This window comes from Pseudomonas sp. R3-41 (assembly GCF_054161485.1).
Window position 1 is genome coordinate 2,059,935 of sequence record NZ_CP096421.1, and the last position, 15,932, is coordinate 2,075,866.

General features: G+C 57.6%; 19 protein-coding genes. 11 read left to right on the forward strand and 8 right to left on the reverse strand.

The window, feature by feature from the left end; all coding sequences use genetic code 11:
* Positions 1 to 187 precede the first annotated feature (187 nt).
* Positions 188 to 1,348, forward strand: coding sequence for a PDZ domain-containing protein (locus tag M1D99_RS09355; protein ID WP_186707241.1), 1,161 nt, complete (start codon positions 188 to 190; stop codon positions 1,346 to 1,348).
* Between the two features lie 40 nt (positions 1,349 to 1,388).
* Here M1D99_RS09355 and M1D99_RS09360 read toward each other — a convergent pair whose 3' ends face one another.
* Positions 1,389 to 1,718 (reverse strand): DUF2834 domain-containing protein, encoded by a 330-nt coding sequence (locus tag M1D99_RS09360; RefSeq protein WP_186707242.1) that lies wholly within the window; start codon positions 1,716 to 1,718, stop codon positions 1,389 to 1,391.
* Positions 1,719 to 1,834: 116 nt separating this feature from the next.
* Between M1D99_RS09360 and M1D99_RS09365 the strand changes: the two genes are divergently transcribed.
* The 3 genes from M1D99_RS09365 to M1D99_RS09375 all read left to right on the forward strand — a co-directional run bounded on the left by M1D99_RS09365 (position 1,835) and on the right by M1D99_RS09375 (position 4,082).
* Positions 1,835 to 2,644, forward strand: coding sequence for a helix-turn-helix domain-containing protein (locus tag M1D99_RS09365; RefSeq protein WP_238349498.1), 810 nt, complete (start codon positions 1,835 to 1,837; stop codon positions 2,642 to 2,644).
* A 112-nt stretch (positions 2,645 to 2,756) separates the two neighbouring features.
* Positions 2,757 to 3,560, forward strand: a complete 804-nt coding sequence (gene dapF, locus M1D99_RS09370) for a diaminopimelate epimerase (RefSeq protein WP_434574827.1) — start codon at positions 2,757 to 2,759, stop codon at positions 3,558 to 3,560.
* A gap of 75 nt (positions 3,561 to 3,635) precedes the next feature.
* The gene (locus M1D99_RS09375; protein WP_207964854.1) at positions 3,636 to 4,082 is read left to right on the forward strand and encodes an NUDIX hydrolase; all 447 of its coding nucleotides are present in this window, start codon (positions 3,636 to 3,638) and stop codon (positions 4,080 to 4,082) included.
* A gap of 302 nt (positions 4,083 to 4,384) precedes the next feature.
* Here M1D99_RS09375 and M1D99_RS09380 read toward each other — a convergent pair whose 3' ends face one another.
* Entirely contained in the window at positions 4,385 to 4,945 is a 561-nt protein-coding gene (locus tag M1D99_RS09380; protein ID WP_458132122.1) for a nucleotidyltransferase family protein, read from the reverse strand.
* Between the two features lie 98 nt (positions 4,946 to 5,043).
* Between M1D99_RS09380 and M1D99_RS09385 the strand changes: the two genes are divergently transcribed.
* Positions 5,044 to 5,532 (forward strand): GNAT family N-acetyltransferase, encoded by a 489-nt coding sequence (locus M1D99_RS09385; RefSeq protein WP_458131670.1) that lies wholly within the window; start codon positions 5,044 to 5,046, stop codon positions 5,530 to 5,532.
* Positions 5,533 to 5,662: 130 nt separating this feature from the next.
* On the forward strand, positions 5,663 to 6,478 hold the full coding sequence (locus tag M1D99_RS09390; RefSeq protein WP_434574831.1) for a suppressor of fused domain protein: 816 nt from the start codon (positions 5,663 to 5,665) through the stop codon (positions 6,476 to 6,478).
* A gap of 33 nt (positions 6,479 to 6,511) precedes the next feature.
* On the opposite strand, the gene M1D99_RS09395 is transcribed toward M1D99_RS09390, so the two are convergent.
* Positions 6,512 to 6,967, reverse strand: a complete 456-nt coding sequence (locus M1D99_RS09395; protein WP_458131671.1) for a GNAT family N-acetyltransferase — start codon at positions 6,965 to 6,967, stop codon at positions 6,512 to 6,514.
* 173 nt (positions 6,968 to 7,140) lie between these two features.
* Here M1D99_RS09395 and M1D99_RS09400 point away from each other — a divergent pair, with 173 nt between their 5' ends.
* From M1D99_RS09400 to M1D99_RS09415, 4 genes are all read left to right on the forward strand, one after another.
* Positions 7,141 to 7,755, forward strand: coding sequence for an alpha/beta fold hydrolase (locus M1D99_RS09400; RefSeq protein ID WP_458131672.1), 615 nt, complete (start codon positions 7,141 to 7,143; stop codon positions 7,753 to 7,755).
* An 89-nt stretch (positions 7,756 to 7,844) separates the two neighbouring features.
* Entirely contained in the window at positions 7,845 to 8,468 is a 624-nt protein-coding gene (locus M1D99_RS09405; RefSeq protein WP_458131673.1) for an SMI1/KNR4 family protein, read from the forward strand.
* 241 nt (positions 8,469 to 8,709) lie between these two features.
* The gene (locus tag M1D99_RS09410) at positions 8,710 to 9,111 is read left to right on the forward strand and encodes a GFA family protein (protein ID WP_434574839.1); all 402 of its coding nucleotides are present in this window, start codon (positions 8,710 to 8,712) and stop codon (positions 9,109 to 9,111) included.
* Positions 9,112 to 9,233: 122 nt separating this feature from the next.
* Positions 9,234 to 9,671, forward strand: a complete 438-nt coding sequence (locus M1D99_RS09415; protein ID WP_434574840.1) for a GNAT family N-acetyltransferase — start codon at positions 9,234 to 9,236, stop codon at positions 9,669 to 9,671.
* A gap of 144 nt (positions 9,672 to 9,815) precedes the next feature.
* On the opposite strand, the gene M1D99_RS09420 is transcribed toward M1D99_RS09415, so the two are convergent.
* The 5 genes from M1D99_RS09420 to M1D99_RS09440 form a co-directional block, all read right to left on the reverse strand.
* Positions 9,816 to 10,502, reverse strand: a complete 687-nt coding sequence (locus tag M1D99_RS09420) for an HD domain-containing protein (RefSeq protein WP_434574842.1) — start codon at positions 10,500 to 10,502, stop codon at positions 9,816 to 9,818.
* A 36-nt stretch (positions 10,503 to 10,538) separates the two neighbouring features.
* Positions 10,539 to 11,108 (reverse strand): DJ-1/PfpI family protein, encoded by a 570-nt coding sequence (locus tag M1D99_RS09425; protein WP_434574844.1) that lies wholly within the window; start codon positions 11,106 to 11,108, stop codon positions 10,539 to 10,541.
* Between the two features lie 75 nt (positions 11,109 to 11,183).
* Positions 11,184 to 12,239, reverse strand: coding sequence for an alpha/beta hydrolase family protein (locus M1D99_RS09430; protein WP_458132123.1), 1,056 nt, complete (start codon positions 12,237 to 12,239; stop codon positions 11,184 to 11,186).
* Between the two features lie 135 nt (positions 12,240 to 12,374).
* Positions 12,375 to 12,662, reverse strand: a complete 288-nt coding sequence (locus M1D99_RS09435; protein ID WP_458131674.1) for a hypothetical protein — start codon at positions 12,660 to 12,662, stop codon at positions 12,375 to 12,377.
* Positions 12,663 to 12,835: 173 nt separating this feature from the next.
* The gene (locus tag M1D99_RS09440; protein ID WP_458131675.1) at positions 12,836 to 13,114 is read right to left on the reverse strand and encodes a short-chain dehydrogenase; all 279 of its coding nucleotides are present in this window, start codon (positions 13,112 to 13,114) and stop codon (positions 12,836 to 12,838) included.
* Between the two features lie 552 nt (positions 13,115 to 13,666).
* On the opposite strand from M1D99_RS09440, the gene M1D99_RS09445 reads away from it, so the two are divergent.
* Positions 13,667 to 15,856 (forward strand): response regulator, encoded by a 2,190-nt coding sequence (locus M1D99_RS09445; RefSeq protein WP_458131676.1) that lies wholly within the window; start codon positions 13,667 to 13,669, stop codon positions 15,854 to 15,856.
* Positions 15,857 to 15,932 lie beyond the last annotated feature (76 nt).

Consider the following 15,932-nt stretch of genomic DNA (forward strand, 5'->3'; position numbering starts at 1 on the left):
CGTGGCGTTTAGGCAGGTCCAGGCAAGGTACTATTTGGCCATCATCCTGTCCAACCTCAACCAGGCACTTCGCTGCCGTGGTGATTGAGACGGGTGGCATCTGGGCAAATGTGCATTCGATATACAACTGAAAGGCACTTTGCCATGATGCGGCACGATCCACTCGAATCAATCACTGAGTAGCGAAATGTCCGCATCTGCCTTGAAATCAAGCACCAGGCTTGCCGTTGCACTTTCGCTCACTGCCTTGGCTGGCTGTGCCTCTGATGGCGGTCTCGGTGAGGCGGCGGTAGTCGGTGCGATGCTGCTGCCCATGGGAGGCGTCGATACCAGCATGATGACCAGTGCAGCAGGCCTTGCGGCCGGTGCCTACGTGGTCTCATCGGTTGCCAGTGCGGACTCTGCCAGCGTCTCCCCCGCAACCTCCACCGTTGCCGCCCCCCAAGGCTTGCCACCCATTGACTTGCAAAAGCTGGTGACCCGGGAAACGCCTGACCGGTATCGCTCCAAATCTTGCGAATACATCGAAATGTCCCTCAGCGAGGTGCCGATGTACCAGGCGAGCGCTGAGCCCATCCTGAAGCAGGTCGCCACGGCTCGAAAAGAAGCGGCCAGCCAGGTCTGGCTTGAAAAAGGCTGCCAGCCGGCCAATTTACCTCGCGGCAGGATCGGCGCCAGCATCGAGACCATCGATCCGAAGCGGGCGATGGCGCTGTCAGCGCCTCCCGCCGGAGTTGTGGTGCAGGGGACTGTTCCGGGCAGCGGTGCGCAACAGGCCGGGATCTTGCCTCAAGACGTGATCGTGGCCGTGGATAACGGGCTTATCGCCGATTCAATCGATTTCAGGGTGGCCGTTGCCAAAGCGCCAATCGGCTCGCGGGTGAACCTGAAGGTCTGGCGAAACAACGCGTTTAGCATCGTTCCGGTTCTGGTGGGGCCTGGTGGGACGCAAGTCGCGATGACACCTACGGTGATGGCCAACGGTGCCACGGCGGTGGTCCCGGCCGCAGCCATGTATTGCACCGCCGTACTGTCCACCCAGCATACGTACGGCGCTGCGGTCAGCCCGGTCAAATTGATTGCCGGTGCGGCGAGCGACATGCAACCCTCGCTCAAAAGCTACATCGCCAAGGTGAAGCAGGAACAGCCCGGCGTTTGGGGTGATTTCAAACTCAACAGCGCCGTTTGCACACCGGGCGCCGTGGTGTGCATGGCCGAAGCCAAGGGGCCGACCGGCAAGACCCAGAACGCCTTCGAGTTCTGCCACGCGACGCAAGCCAAGGCGGATGCTGAACTGGCCCAGATGCGTCAGGGGGATCCGAAAGCGGTGCTTGTTGATTGGCCGTGAGCTGTGATTGTCCGTTGCGGTGCATGAGTTGAGGAACTGGCTAATCATGAGTACCTGTCAGCGACGGTTGGTGTCCAAATCCGTTGACGACGATGTACAACAGCGGACCGACTGATACGAAGATGGCCGTGATCAGGAAGTAAGGCAGCAGCGATGTGAGCGACCGGCCTTTCGAACGTGCGTCCCGGTACATCCAGACGCACGCCATGCAAGCGAGCAGATACAGGTCGATGACAACCTGCGCGGTGTCTGGGCGCGACATGAGCCCGAGGCCGAACGCCAGGAGCGATTGCTCGGCGAGAAACAAAGTACTCGCCGTGTACACGGAAAAAAGCAGCAGTGTCACCAGTGCGATGTAAGGTTTCTTCAAGTTGCCTCCCTGGACAAGTTCGTTGATCAGGGAGGTAGGCTAGTGATTTGACCGTCATGGTTTCAATGACCTCTGAGGTCATCGACGCCGTTCACCCGCAATGCCAGAGTCAACGGATGACCAGTCGACCTTTCTCTCGAACAACGCCGCCAACCTCGGCCGGTGCCCAACTGCGTCACTTGCGCCAACAGGCCGGGCTGAGTCAGTTGGACTGCGCGCTGATGACAGGGCTATCTCAGCGTCACCTCAGTTGCATCGAGACGGGACGCGCGAAGCCAAGTCCCGGCACCCTGCATAACTTATTGACTGCCCTGGATGTACCTTTGGAACGATGCAATGACATCTTCCTCGCCAGCGGCTACGCCCCTCGCTACGAAACGACGCCGCTCACATCATCGACAATGGAGGTGGTGCGTGCTGCCATTGATCACATCCTTCACGCCAATAACCCCGCCCCAGCAATTGTCTTGGATGCTCAATGGGACATCCTTGCCGCCAACGCCAGCGCGGGAGTCTTGTTCGATCTGGTGGGGCTTGCCAGAGAAGCGGCAGAGGGGCTTAACCTGTTGGTGACACTGCTGCAACCCGGCGGCTTGGGCGATCATTTGAGTAACGCCGAGGAAATAAGGTTAGTGGCTTGGCAGCGCGCATCCAGGGAAGCCTTGAGTAATCCGGCGCTGGCTGAGATCCTGAAGAGCCTGCCGGCCCCACACAGCGCTGCGCTGGCTAACGAACTGCCTCCGCTGCTGCTGACGCGAGTCGACTCTTCCCAGGGGGAGCTGAGGTTCATGTCGACGTTCACCACCTTCGGTATGCCGCTCGATATCACGATGAGCTCATTGCGTATCGAGCATCTGATTCCTGCCGACACTAGAACTTGGGAGGTCATGACGACGGCATATAAGAAGACGCAACACTCACACTGATCAAGGATGAATACATGCAACCGTCACTCAATCGAATCATGTTGTATGTCCGGAACGCTCAGGCAACCTGCAATTTTTACTACGGTAATTCCATCTCCAGCAGAGCGTTTGCATGCCACTGAGCTTTCATAAGATGCATGCCAATGGCGACGACTTCATTATTGTCGACTCGCGCAATGCAGCCAGCCCAGTGACAAGTGCCCTGGCCCGGCGTATGGGCGATAGGAACCGGGGCGTGGGCTTCAACCAGCTCGCGGTGTTGCTCGATTGCGACGATGCCGATGCGCGGGTGATGTTCTGGAACGCAGATGGCTCCCCGCTGGATGTTTGCGGCAGCGCGACGCGAGGAGCGGCGGATCTGTTGATGCGCGAAGCAAATGCTACTTCGCTGGTACTGCGCACCAACCGCGGTCTGCTGACTTGCGAGCGTACTCCAACCGGCGACATTTCCGTCGCCATGGGCGTGCCGCTTTTCGGCTGGTCGGACATTCCTTTAGCGCAAGCACTGGACACCGCCGCCTTGCCACTGGCCGGCAGTCCCGCCGCGTGCAGCATGGGTAATCCGCACTGCACTTATTTTGTCGATGATCTGGCCAGCGTTGATATCGCGACGATCGGCCCGGCCATCGAAACCAACGCCCTGTTTTCGCTCAAGACCAACGTTCATTTCGTCCAGATCATTGATCGCACGCATATTCGGTTGCGCATCTGGGAGCGCGGTGCAGGGATTGCGCAGGGGTCGGGGTCCTGTTCGTGTGGTGCGGTTGTTAACGGCATCCGTCGTGGTTTGTTGGACAGCACCGTCGAGGTTGAATGTGATGGCGGAAGCGTAACGGTTCAGTGGAATGGCGTGGGTGCGGTCGTTCTTATCGGGCCGGTGGAGGAAAGTTTTTCGGGAACGATGAGTCAAGGTTGAGTGGGTGGTGTTTAAACCCTGATACTGATATTTGCAGGACGTTGTGCATCATTAAATCAAAAGGAAGTTTTACTCATGTCGGAGCAACGCATTCGGCCCCTCGCTCTTTGTATCTTTCATCATCACGGAAAAATACTGGTCAACCAGTTTTACGATGCCAATAAAAAACAGATGTTTTTTCGTCCCGTTGGCGGTGGTATTGAGTTCGGCGAAAGAAGCCATGAGGCCATCGTCCGAGAAGTGCAAGAGGAGCTGGGTGCCTCGATCAGCGACCTTCGACTGATTGGCACCTTGGAAAGCATTTTCACCTACGCCGGCAAGCCTGGGCACGAGATCGTCCAAGTCTACGATGCAAGGTTTGACGACGCCGATCTCTACAAACAACCCTGGCTGGAAGGCTTTGAAAGCGACGGTGCATCGTTCAAGGCCACGTGGTGCTCCAGTGACAGCTTCACGGCTCTGTCACCGCTGGTGCCTGAAGGACTTTACGATTTGCTCAAGTCGGCTTCGCTCCTGGAATAAGTCGGATCAGTGAAGGTCATCCATAATCCGGAGCTACGGCTAAGATGCCTGGACCGGATCGTGCCGCAAAGGCAGCTCTCAACTGATAGTCCTGTGTTTTTTTACACATGATCCGCGAAGCCGGCAGCAAGTACACACATAATCTTAATAGATACACACTCCGTGGCGAGGGAGCTTGCTCCCGCTCGGCGGCGTAGCCGTCGTAGACCATTGTCCCCGTTTTTTCTGAAAAAAGTACTTTGGGGCGGCTTCGCCACCCAGCGGGAGCAAGCTCCCTCGCCACGGGATTATCGAGATTGGCATCATTTCTCCACAATCCTGAGCCACGGCCAGCGAGCCTGATAACTCTTCGCCTTCTCATCGAACAAATCCGGCTGCGGATTATTTGGATTGATACGCAGAAAGCCTTGCTCGATATCCTCTAGGCCAAAGGGCGCATAGACCTCACCGGTTTCAACATCCAGCCCAACACACGTGCCCGCAATCAGGTAACGATCAATGCCATCCTTGGCCGACTGAAGCTGAGGATAAGGCTTGCCAAACCGCTGACCGTACCAAAGGTGGACGCGAGCCTGATTCTTGACCTCAATGTTGACGTCGAGGTCCTGGAAGAGTCGCTGGGCGGCGTTGATCACTTCGTTCTCGGCTTCCCAAGACAGGTCCGGGTCAAAGTAAAAAACATCGTAATCCTTAACGCCCCAAGAAGGCGGTTGCTGTGATTGTTGATTCCAGACGGCTTGGAACAGGCAGCCTGCCGTGAGCATGCATTGATTTAAACCGAGTGCAGGCAAGCGCGAAGTGATTTGTGCGTTGATTGGATTGGTCATTGCTATTTCGACCAAACGTTCGACCGTCAATGTCATGTTCATCTTTGAAATCTATCCAGTCCTGCCGCCCGACAGATGCCTGAGCAAAATCAGCTGAGCTAAGATACCAAACGCATCAATCTCAAGGACGCCCAATGACATTGCAAAGCAGGCCAGTGACGGCCGATGACATCAAGACCATCTGCAGCTTTGTGCTGGACGCTCGGGAACTGTTTTATATGTTCCCGAAAGCCCAATACCCTTTGACCAGTGCTCAGTTGGCTGACGCTATCGCTCAACGATTCGATTCGACGGTCGTGGAGGCAGGGAAGCGTGTCGTTGGTTTTGCTAATTTCTATCGGGCTGAAAAAGGTGGAGTTTGCTGTATCGGTAATCTCATCGTCGCCCAAGAAGCGCGAGGTAAAGGAGTCGCAACCTTTCTGGTGGAAACGATGACGGCCCTGGCGTTCGACCGCTATGACGCCTCTGAGGTACAGATATCGTGTTTCAATGAAAACACGGCTGGCTTGCTGCTTTATCCAAAGCTGGGCTTTTTGCCCTTCGCTGTCGAAGAGCGAGTTTCTCCAGATCATCGTAGAACCGCACTTATCCATATGCGTCGCGGTAGAACGGGCGGGGCATAGGCCTGCGCCTCATCATCCTGACCACGTTTTCATATCTACTCCAACACGCCACAATGCAATCGACGCCTGCCATCGGATCAGCGAATGCTGACGCGGATGACGCCGAGCGAAAACCCAGCAAGGAACGCCCATGAATTTCTTCAAGAAGCTCTTCGGTTCATCAAAAGCCCCTGAAACCCAACACGACCAGCCCGCGCCGCAATCCCCTGAGCTTGTCGACCTGACTGAGGCTGAAGCCGCCAGTCTGGCCGTCCGGGAAGCCGGCGCAGCGTGCCTGGATCGTCATTGGAGTGCTGTCGGCACGGTCGAGCGGGATGTCCTTGCCTACTTGATCAGCCCGACCTTTTCCGGCGGCCCGTACTGGCCTTCGACTCGCCAGGCCTATCGCGTGGTTCGCCGTGGCGACACGATCATCCTCGCCACCGAAGGCCTGTCCGATCCATTCGATGATACGGAAGGCATGGGCAACGGTTTCGAAATGGAGTTGTTCGTCGAAACCGCGGACATCCCCGAACACGCCCATGGCCCCGTGGGCGAGGTCGATCCTTTCAAGGGCAGTTGGGCATTCGAATTGGTGGAACACGTCGCCAAGACGGTGGCCGACGCGGGCGGCATCACCCACCAACTCGACCAGTATGGGGCGCTGTCCCTTGAACTTCCTGGGCTCAGCCAATCGCACCACATGAGCGACCAATTGCCCAAACACTTCGTGACCGATGACGATTCCACCGGCGTTCTGCTCGGTGCCCCGGCGCCGGATTTCCCGACCCAACTGGATGACATGCCGTTGTCGCCGGTCAGATTGGTGCCGGTGGTATTGATCACCGCGGCGGAGCTGGAGTACGTGCGTTCGGGTGGGCGAGCTGCGCGGGAGGATTTGGTGAGTCGTTTGCAGGCGGCGGGCGTTGGGCATTTGAGCAGCTTGCATCGGGCGAGCGTGGTGTGATGGCGCAGGGGTACCTTCTTGGACGCAGCAGTGCTACAGATCCAAGGTTTTCGTCATGATGATCGTGCGCTCTGATTTGTGAAACTCATCCCGGACTTTTTTAAACCCAAGCGAAGCATAAAAGCCTTCTGCGGTGATTGAAGAGGGGACCCGCAGCAGCTTCAGGCCTGCGTTGATGGCGATCGATTGAATCCTCGCCATCAGGTGTCTCCCGAGACCCTTCCCTTGATAGCTCGGGTCGACAAACACGCTTCGGACCACGTCCTGATCGAGACTCGCCGTTGCAACGATATGATTGTCGACTGTTGCTACGAGTATCTGGCGTTGAGCCAATAATTGAAGAATTGCCGGCGGGGAAAAATTTTGCGCCACTTGATCGATAATTTCGGGTGAGTAGTCTTGGGCATTGGACTGGCGCAAGGCATTGATGATCGTTTGACTGATGGCCGGGGCATCGGTATCCATAGCGTTTCGAATCAGGTAATCCATTAGGTGGCTCCTTGCGCATAGTCGCTTGAGCATAGAAGGATTCGGCTTCACTGACCAAAACGGACGGCGCAATGGCTGCTGTCGTCCACAATCTCTCTTTCATAAAGGGCCGCTATGGATGATAGCTCTGCCTTCTTGCTGACCCTTTCAATTCCACGCTCAAGGACGAACCCGTGACCGCATCCCCCGCCAAACTGATCTTCTTGCCCGGCGCCTCAGGCAACACCCAATTCTGGCATCCGGTCGCTGAACGCTTGGCCCACCCGGCGCAGCAAGTACACATCGGCTGGCCCGGCTTCGGAGACACGCCGCCCGTGCCCGGCGTGACCGGCATGAATGACCTAGTGGCGCGAGTGCTGACCGAGATCGACCGACCCACAGCGCTGGTGGCGCAATCCATGGGCGGTATCGTCGCTGTGCTCGCAGCACTTGAACGCCCTGAGCTGATCACCCACCTGGTGCTGACCGTCACCTCGGGCGGTGTGGACATGTCGGCGCTGGGCGCGCACGACTGGCGTCTGGATTTTGCCGCCGCCAACCCGACACTGCCGAGTTGGTTCCTCGACGACTGCACCGACCTCACACACCGCTTGGTCGAGTTGCGCATGCCGGTCCTGCTGCTCTGGGGCGACGCCGATCCGATCAGCCCCGTTCGCGTCGGCCAGCACCTTGCCCAACTGTTGCCTCGCGCTGAACTGCACGTTTTCCCTGGCGCCGATCACAGCCTGGGCTTTACTCACGCAGATGAGGCGGCGAGGCTGATCGAGAGACATCTGGCCAGCGAGTGAGCGGAGCACTCGTCATCGACGTGTCGGACTGATTGTGCGGCGCGGTGTGTTTCAAGACCTCCAGGACTCAATACCTTTTCGAGATAACAATGGCTAACTACCGCGGACTCATCCTCGAAGACACCCGTGAAGGCGCCACCGAGCGTGCCATCGCGCAACTGGAAAGCAGCCTGGGGGCTCGCTTGCCGGACGACTATCGCCATTTCCTCAAGACCTGCAACGGTGCCTACGTGGGATACGATGTGCTGGCGACCCTGGCCAATGGCGACGAGGAGCTACTTAGTTTTTCACTGTACGGGCTGGATCTGGACGAAAAGTATGAATCCAACCCTTTTGAGCTGGAGCAACTGCGGGCCCAGCCCGGCTTCCCCGAGACGGGATTGTTGCCGATAGGTCGCGACGGCGGCGCGAGTATCTTGCTGCTGGATGTGCGGGAAGGGCGCCAGGACGTGGCGGCGATGGTGGCGGGTTTACCGGCCTGGACCGGGCGCCGTCAGCAGGGCGATGAGTACGTGGTGTTGGCGGATTCTTTCAATGGCTATCTGGACTTGCTGCATCTATCTGAAGAGCGGGTCGAGGAGCATATCAATCACTTCATGATCAGCCCTGAGAGTGTTGAAGCGACGTTGGAGTGGTTGGATAAGGGGAGCCCGGGGTGGCGGGAGCGGTATCGGGATTTGTGGAATGCGCGGGTTTTGGATTGGTTGATTTGATGACTTGCCGGTGAGTGACATCCTTGGATGTATACAGGCTCCTTTGGGTCGACTATGCCTGAAGGGGCTGCAGCCGACTCTTTATGGACTCTCAGCGTTATCCATATCGGTCTGTCCCCGATGCTTCGGGGTCTTGGCTCGATAGCTGCGTCGTAGCAGGCAGCAGACGGCAAGTAACGGTCGGTCGACTGATTGGACTGGGACAGTTACGCTGGGGTTTCTCATCTGCACGGAACGGCCTATGACACAGCTATACCGAGGAAGCTGCTTATGCGCTGCCGTCAGTTACGAGCTACTCGTCTCACCAAAAGCAGTGAGTCATTGTCATTGTAGCCAGTGTCGCAAGGGGCACGGGGCAGCATTTGCATCGTACGGCAGCATTCCCCGTAGCGCGCTTCGAGTACTTCGCGGTTCCACCAACATCAAAAGCTATGCTTCGTCAGAGGCCGTATTACGTGAGTTCTGCATTGATTGCGGTTCGACTCTGTTTTGGTCCCGATCTGAAGGTAAATTCTCCGACTGGGTCTCGATAGCGTTGGGCACGCTTGATACACCCTTCCTGCCTCAAAAGCAGAAGCATGTTCATGTCGACTCCGCAGTCCTCTGGTTCAAGTCATCTAACCTGTGTTCTCAGGTCGACTGACGGCTCTGATCGCTTTCTGCCGGTCTCAGTTACCCAGCGTGTCGGTTAAGTCCGATGCAAACGATAGGTCAAGTCGAATTCAAAGAGTGGACAAGCCTGTGCAATACCCAGTTGAGAACAACATGAAAGTTCGAAAAGCCTTACTAACCGATGCAGAATCTGTGTCCAGGCTCCTGGGCCAGTTAGGCTACCAAGCCTCGCCGAAGCTGATCCGAGATAAGCTTGAAGCATTAGAACTTAGCGCTCGCGATACCGTGCTGCTGGCACAAGACGGTAAAAATATTATCGGTGTCATAAGCTTACATGTACTTGAGCTGTTTCATCAGTCGGGTAGGCTCGGACGCATTACCTCGCTTGTCATCGATGAAGACTCCCGAGGACAAGGAGTAGGGGCAATGCTAGTTTTCGCTGCTGATGCATTTTTTATAGAACAACTTTGCGTCCGGTCTGAGGTGACTAGCAGCGACCACCGAATGCAGGCTCACATTTTTTATCAGCAGCAAGGTTACGCGGTCGACGAGCGTCGGTTTGTCAAACGGTATGATTCTTCCGGGGCATAGTAAGTTTAAATTCGACGAGCACGTCACCTTGATCAAGATTTGCAGCTTGATTAGATGGCTGAGTCCCGATTTTTCGAATGACGGCGGTCACCATGGTTGAGCGCCGGCGGATCTGAATATCCCTTCGCGGCTTGAATCCAGCCTTCAGTCGAGACGTTCGATGGCGCGTGCAAGATTGGCGCGCGCCTGCTGCTCAAATGCATCGAAGTACGCTGCGTTCGTATAGATCCGTCCACGCGCCAGGAAGCCTTCAAGGACCTGGCGCCGTTTCTGGCGGTACACAGGCAGAGGCACAAACGAGTACTCGCGGCGAATTTGTTGGTCGTATTCCTCGAACCGCTCGAACGATGCTCCAAGGATCGCCAGATCCGTGTCCACCAAGACCGCTTCGTCTGCCGTTGCCGGGGCGCCGTCGTGTCGCGTCACCATCACCAGGTCGTAAAGCCTGCGTCGCGTTTCATCGTCCAGGCCGCTATCGCGTGCCACGTCGTCCAACCATTGCGCACTGCGCAACTCGTTGTCGCTGCGAAGGGGATCATAGATCGCGTCATGGAACCACAGCGCGAGGTCGACTTCTGCGGGAGCCTGGCAGGCCGCGTTGATGTATCGGCGCACCTGAAGGCATTCCTTCAGATGCTGGAGATTGTGATAGGCGCGGTGCGGCTCGCCGTAGTGTCGAAGGAGTTCTTCGTACGTTTCTCGTGACGCGTCTCTGACGCCAAGCTCTGCCCAGACGCGAACCCAGGGGGCGAAAACTGTGCCATCGGCCACGTCGAGGTCATCGTGTGTGCTGGCCGGGAATAGACCGTTCCTTTCTGGCGAACCCGTCATCGTTTCTCCTGCGCTTCAAAAATGGAAAAAGGGCAATTACCCATGTTCTGCTGCCAACATCGACCTGAACTCAGAAATGATCTCTGAAGATAACCCGGCACCTTCGAACACTGCGCAGGTGAAGCTCACGGGGGCAGGGCCTGGAGCAGTGATGATGCGGTCCGCAACCACAGCGACTGGGCTGCTTCGATAAAACTCATTTCCTTCATAACCCACGGCATTCTTTTGCAAGAAGTCGGCGCTGTTCGAGGTATGAGGAACCGTGTCGAGAAGCCCGGCCCTGGCAAGGGCTAGCGTTCCTCCGCAGATACCGGCAATTGTCGCGCCACTTGATCGACTCGCTTGAAGAAAATCGCGAATGTCGGGTGCTTCGGCACGTTCCCAGACCATTCCTCCAATGACGACGACAACGTCCGGTTTCCAATCCAGGCATTCTTGCAAACTGCTATCAACCGTTACGGCCAATCCACCCTGGGAACGGAACTGCCCCGCAGCGGGAGCGAAAAACCTGAGGTCGATCCCGTAAAAAGGGGACGCAGTTCCAGCGATGAAAGCATATTCCCAGTCCGCAAAACCGGGTGTCAGTATCAAACCCATGCGTGCCATCAGTCAGAATCCTCCATGAATGCCAAATGTTTACCACGGCATTTTCGTTAAGCCGCTGCAAGTCAGTACCACCGGTTACAAACTGGCTTTTTTGTCTGCTGGGGATTGCGCCAGAAACTCCGCGATCAGCGACACAACCTGCTGCTGAATCACCCCCCGAGCACGACCGCCATCACCATCCCGACAAATGATCCCATCCCCTGGCACTTCCTCTTCAAGCATTTCTTCCGCGCCAGGTTTGCACATCGACATGAAGCTGAAATGGCTCGCGTCTTTGATCTCGACGTAACGGCTTGTCGCCGATGAAAGTCGCTTGGCCAAATTGGCAGACTCCAACTCGGCGGGAAGCTCTTGCGACGGTACACCGGCAGCGATCACCAGGGCGGGGACAGGCAGCGTGGCCAAGCTCTCATCGGTCATCCCCCGTGACAGGCCCAAGTCCAACGTCACCACGGCAGTGACGCGTTTATCGCGCCAATCAGCGGCCAGTTCGGTCTTTGCTTCCGAGGTACTGGCGGGGTTCATCTGTTGGTAAACGGTGCAACTGGCTAGCTGCGAATGAGCCTTACAGTCTTGGGCGAAGCGCACAGGGTCGAAGCGCGCGCCGGCGATTTCCAGGGCGGTCCAGCCGCCGAGTGAATGGCCCACGGCTGCAATTCGGCCATTGGCGACACGGCCAAATTTTTCCGGTTGAGCCGTGACCGCATCGATGGCCCGACGCAGGTCAACGGGTCGCTGCCATAGCTGCGCCGCTGCTTGGGGGCTGCGGTCATGGGTGGTGCTGCCGGGGTGATTGAGGGCGGCGACGATGTAACCCTTTTGGGCCAAGGCGCTGGCCAGCCAGATCTGGTTGCTCCAGTTGCCCCTGTAGCCGTGGGAGAGCACCACCAGTGGATGTTCGCCGTCCGTTGGCTGCGCGTTACGCACGGCGGAGGCGCCGACAAATACCGCGTTATCGGCGATCAGTTGCGCGGTTGCGGTGGTTGCGCTGGGGTACCAAACGACCATCTCCAGGGCGCGGTCATTGTTTGGATCCGGCAGGGTGGAGGACTGGAAACCGATGGGGTGTTCGTTAGCGAATGCGGTAGTTGTCAGGCAGGCCAACAGCAGAGCGCCGAGAGCTGTTTTCAATGTCGTTTCTTCCTTGATTAGACGAATGGAGCTGTCGATAGGCCCCGGCATTAAAGCTCAGATTCGAACCGCAGTGCATAACTTTTATCGACCCGAGAAACTAGCTCGAAGGCAAACTTCAAGAGGGAGAATTTATCACCGGTGTCCATACGAATATTGCGCAACGCCACTACGTTTCTTGGCGCGTCTTTTTTCTTGAAGGTACTCACCTTGGAGCGTCAGGATCTCAGACTTGCTCAGAATGCCCTTCCTCTTGAGATTGACGAGCAACTGTTCGACGTTATCCAGTTCGACGACGTCGCCGGTCAGACGGGTGATGGTCACGGCCATACGACTTATGGCGTCTAGCTCAGCAGTAACATTGTGGGTTTCAGCAAGCCTGCGGACCTGAGTTGCGACACTGTCGGTAGCGGTTGGCGTCATTGGGGAGTCCTCCACTACAGCCAAACCATGACATGGAGCTGTTTCTTTTGTGGCGAGGGAGCTTGCTCCCGCTTGAGTGCGCAGCGCTCACAAAAGGGGCCGCTGCGCAGCCCAGCGGGAGCAAGCTCCCTCGCCACAGGTTGTCGGATAGCAGGCTTATTCGGCGGGCAGGCTTATAGAGTGGAACCGGCCGGTGCCGCATCCAATCTTCGGGCAATCACATCGATCACGTCGCACCCATCACGCAGTGGGATGCAGCAAAGCTGTGCCAAATCTTGCAAGGTCGCGGGATCGATGGTCAGTTCATCGCGCATCGCCAAATTCTCCAGGAATTGGGTGGCAGCACGGATTCGGTAGGCGGCTGAGTCGAGCAGGATGTGTAGTGGGGCGGTGGTATCGACGTAGAGGGGTTGGTCGTCGGTGTTGCTGGTAAGGCCCATGTATTGATTCATAAGTAAGCTCCACTGGAAAAGTTTCACCACCTAATCGTCGCCAAACGAAAGGTGGCAACTGTACGCAGGTTGGCGAACCGGAGTGGAAGCCGGCAGACCCGAAGGTCTCCCGCGTACAGCTGCCATAACGACAACTCTACAGATGCAAGAACGCCTGCAACAAAGCAAGCGCTTTTGCATCCCACTGCGGGTCGCCAAACCCGGCCACCATTTGGGCGACGCCAAGACTATAGTCGCCACCGCAAAAAATACGCAAGGGATTGATAGGGAAGGGGATTCCCAATCATATGTAGGACGTCGCCATAGCCCTGACTATCCGAGCTGTATGTCTTACAACCAGGCAAGCCCCTCACGTACATCCGGCCAAAACACAACGATTTGTAGGATATTTCTGTAGCCTTATCGCCCATATCTGCCCGTTACCCCCCATTTACCCCCCGACGCATCCCACATTCCAATCGCACATTCCCACCCCGCGCGGGATAATACGGCCCTGCCTGGGGTCACAAGCTTTCCCCTCGTTGGTATTGGCGTCTCAGAAGGATCGAACGCATGACAGATTGGCTCCAGAGCTACGGAGAAATGGCTGAACGGGTCCGCCGCCATCCTTGGGAGGGCACGTCGCTGGGGCCGCCAGGGCAGTGGCCCGATGTGTTGAAGACCACCGTGGCGCTGAGCCTGGCCTCGCATTTTCCCCAGGCCATCGTCTGGGGCCCGGACCTGATCACGCTGTACAACGATGCGTTCCTGCCGATCCTTGGCAGCAAGCCCGAGGCGCTGGGGCGAGGGTTCGATGAGGTGTGGCAGGAGGTCTGGCGCGATATCGGGCCGATCGTGCAGGCCGCCTTCGAGGGGCAAGCCACTTATATAGAGAACTTCCCCCTGATCATCGAGCGCGGCGGCGGTCCTGAACAGGCCTATTTCACGTTCTGCTACAGCCCCATCCGTGACCAGTTCGGCAAGGTGGTGGGCATGCTGGATACGGTCACCGAGACCACTTCCACGGTGTTCATGACCCAGCGGCTGGCGGTGCTGGACGCCATCGGCACCGCCGTGGCGAACGCCACCGACCCGCAGGCCATCATGGCGACCACCACGCGGATCCTGGCGGCGCACTTGAACCTGTCCAATTGTGCCTACGCCGACATGGATGAGGACGAGGACGGTTTCACCATTCGCGGCGATTGGGCCCGGGTGGGCTCGCCGCATATTCTTGGGCACTATCGGCTGGCTGATTTTGGCCGACTGGCGGTCACGAATCTGCGGGCCGGCAAGCCGCTGGTGCTCAACGATAATCTCAAGGAGCTGCCGCCGGAGGAAGCGGCGGCGTTCCAGGCCCTTGGCATCGCGGCGACCATTTGCGTGCCGTTGATCAAGGGCGGGCGATTGACCGCGCTGATGGCTATTCACGACAAGACGCCGCGGATCTGGTCGTCCAACGATCTGGCGCTGCTGATGGAAGTCACCGAGCGCTCCTGGGCCCACATTGAGCGCGCCCGTGCCGACGCCGCTGTGCGCGAAGGCCTGGCGGCCCTGGCCGAGTTGAACGCGACGTTGGAGGAACGGGTCGAGGAACGCACCACGCGGTTGAAACAGACCGAAGCGGCGCTGCGCCAGTCGCAAAAGCTCGAAGCCATCGGCCAGCTCACCGGCGGCGTGGCCCATGATTTCAACAATCTGCTGACCATCATTCGTTCTTCTGTCGACTTTTTGCGAATGCCCAACCTGTCCGACGATCGCCGGCAACGCTACATGACGGCGGTGTCCGAAACGGTGGAGCGCGCCTCCAAGTTGACCAGCCAGTTGCTTGCGTTTGCCCGGCGCCAGCCCTTGAAGCCGCAAGTCATTGACGTGGGCAAGCTAGTGCAGAGCCTGGGGGACATGCTGCAAACGGTCACGGGGGCGCGGATCCAGGTCAACGTCGAGTTGTGCGATCGGCCCTGTTACATCCGTGCGGATTTGAGCCAGTTCGAGACGGCGCTGATCAATATGGCGCTCAATGCGCGGGATGCCATGAATGGCCAGGGCACGCTGTGGCTGCGGCTCAGCTGCGGCGGTGGCATGCCGCCGATCCGTGGTCATGCCGGCGCCGGGCAATCCTTTGCCGCCATTGCCCTGGCTGATACGGGTACGGGTATCGACGCGCAAGTGCTCGAGCACATCTTCGAACCCTTCTTCACCACCAAGGAAGTGGGCAAGGGCACGGGGTTGGGCTTGTCCCAGGTGTTTGGCTTTGCCAAGCAGTCCGGTGGCAACGTCGATGTTTCCACCGTGGTGGGCGAAGGGACGGTGTTTACCTTGTACCTTCCGGAAGTGGAGCCAGAGAAAAACCACGAGCCGGTCAAGGAAGAACACACGCCCCTGGTGCTGGAAAAGGGCAAGCGTCGGGTGTTGGTCGTGGAAGACAATTTGGAGGTGGGGCGTTTTGCCAACCAGATCCTCCAGGACCTGGGCTACGAAACCGCCTGGGCGACCAACGCCGAAGAAGCGCTGGAGATGGTCGGCCCGGATGCGATGGCGTTCGACGCGATATTTTCTGACGTGGTGATGCCCGGCATCAGCGGGATTGCCCTGGCGAGGGAACTGCGCCAACGTCGCCCGGACCTGCCAGTGGTGCTGACTTCTGGTTACAGCGAAGAGTTGGCCCACAGCGGTCATGAGGGCTTCGAGTTCTTGTCCAAACCCTATTCAGCCGATCAGGTTTCCCGGGTTTTGAACCGGACGATGCTGGGCGCTGAATGAGTGTTTCCTTTCTGAAACAGTGAGTTCCATTCGTCGGCGAAGGGCGTTGTTGAATCAACAGTCTGTTGATGACCGA